Consider the following 1,568-nt stretch of genomic DNA (forward strand, 5'->3'; position numbering starts at 1 on the left):
CGACCTTCGGGGTGGCGTTCGCCGAGGAGCTCCGCCAGCGCCCGCGCGTGCTCGGCGCGCACCCCGGCGCGCGGGACCCGTCCCAGGCCCTCCGCCAGCTCCGCCGTCCACTCCGCCCGGGTCAGCCCGCCGAGCACCAGCCGCCGGCCGAGCTCCTCGGCGAACGCCACCCCGAAGGTCGTCCCCGGCGCCAGCCCGGCCACCGCCTCCAGCCGGGCCACCTCGCGGTGGTCGAAGAAGCGGATCACACCGTCGATGTCGCACAGCACGGCGCCTGGGGGCTGGGGGTTCGTCATCCGCTCTGTCTACCACCCGCCGCCCGCTCGCCGACAGGGGGCGCTGCTTCCCCCCGGGACGCATCGGCGCACGCCGCCGCCGACGGGCCGATCCGACGGAGCGCACCAGGTGGGGTATGGTGACGGACGCCGCAGTAGAACGCATAGGAACGGGGAGGTGAGACCCATGACCGCTGTGCCGGATCGGGTGCTCCCCGGCCGCGACCGCGACGCCCTCGCGCGATAAGGGCCGGCCTCACGCCGGCCGTGCCGCGCGACACCGTCCGCCGTCCGGCGACGGATGCGCGGAGAGCCCCCGGGACGGATGTCCTCACACCTGTGCTCCTAGGGGTTCCCTTGTCTGTCTTCCCGTCCGCCTCGCTCCGCTCCTCCGTCGTCGCCCGGCTGCGCGCCGCCGGCTGCGTCTTCGCCGAGGACGAGGCCCGCATCCTGCTCGCCGCCGCCGCGACCCCCGCCGAACTGGCCGTGATGGTCCGCGACCGCGCGGCCGGCCGCCCGCTCGAACACGTCGCCGGCTGGGCCGAGTTCGCCGGTCTGCGGATCGCCGTCGACCCCGGTGTCTTCGTCCCCCGGCGGCGCAGCGAGCACCTGGTCCGCACCGCTGCCGCGCTGGCCGGCGAGGGCGCGCTGGTGGTCGACCTGTGCTGCGGCAGCGGCGCCCTCGGGGCCGGCCTGGCCGCCGCCGCGGCCCACCCCGTCCGGCTGTACGCCGCCGACCTCGACCCGGCCGCCGTCCGCTGCGCCCGCCGCAACCTCGCCGCGACCGGCGCCGAGGTGTTCCAGGGCGACCTCTTCGACGCCCTGCCGGCCGACCTGCGCGGACGGGTGGACGTGCTGCTCGCCAACGTCCCGTACGTGCCCACCGCCGACATCGCGTTCCTCCCGGCCGAGGCCCGGCTGCACGAGGCCCGCCCGGCACTCGACGGCGGCGCCGACGGCCTGGACGTACTGCGCCGGGTGGCGGCGGAGGCCCCGCACTGGCTGGCCCCGGGCGGCGCGCTGCTCTTCGAGACCAGCGACCAGCAGGCCGCCACCGCCCTCGCCGTGGTCACCGCGGCGGGCCTGACCGCCGCCCTCGGCTACGACGACGACCTCGACGCCACCGTCGTCACCGCCACCCGCCCGCCGACCGCCTGACCGGCCCACCGTCTGACCCACCCGCCGTCTGACCCACCCGCCCGGGTGCGGGGCCCGCGCGGGCCCCGCGCCCGGGCCGGGCACCCGGCTCCCTGGGCCGGGCCGGGGGGCCGGCAGGGCGCGGCACCTCGTGGC

At 78.3% G+C, this 1,568-nt stretch carries 1 protein-coding gene and 1 pseudogene; one reads left to right on the forward strand and one right to left on the reverse strand.

Going from position 1 to position 1,568, the window contains the following annotated elements; genetic code table 11:
* A pseudogene (locus tag AB0N76_RS39805) lies at positions 1–296 on the reverse strand (hypothetical protein); the annotation flags it as partial.
* 336 nt (positions 297–632) lie between these two features.
* On the opposite strand from AB0N76_RS39805, the gene AB0N76_RS39810 reads away from it, so the two are divergent.
* Positions 633–1,433: a putative protein N(5)-glutamine methyltransferase gene (locus AB0N76_RS39810; protein WP_363565743.1), complete on the forward strand. Its 801-nt coding sequence runs from the start codon at positions 633–635 to the stop codon at positions 1,431–1,433.
* Positions 1,434–1,568 lie beyond the last annotated feature (135 nt).

Origin of the sequence: Kitasatospora sp. NPDC093806 (genome assembly GCF_040683335.1) — a bacterium.
Taxonomy (GTDB): Bacteria; Actinomycetota; Actinomycetes; order Streptomycetales; family Streptomycetaceae; genus Kitasatospora.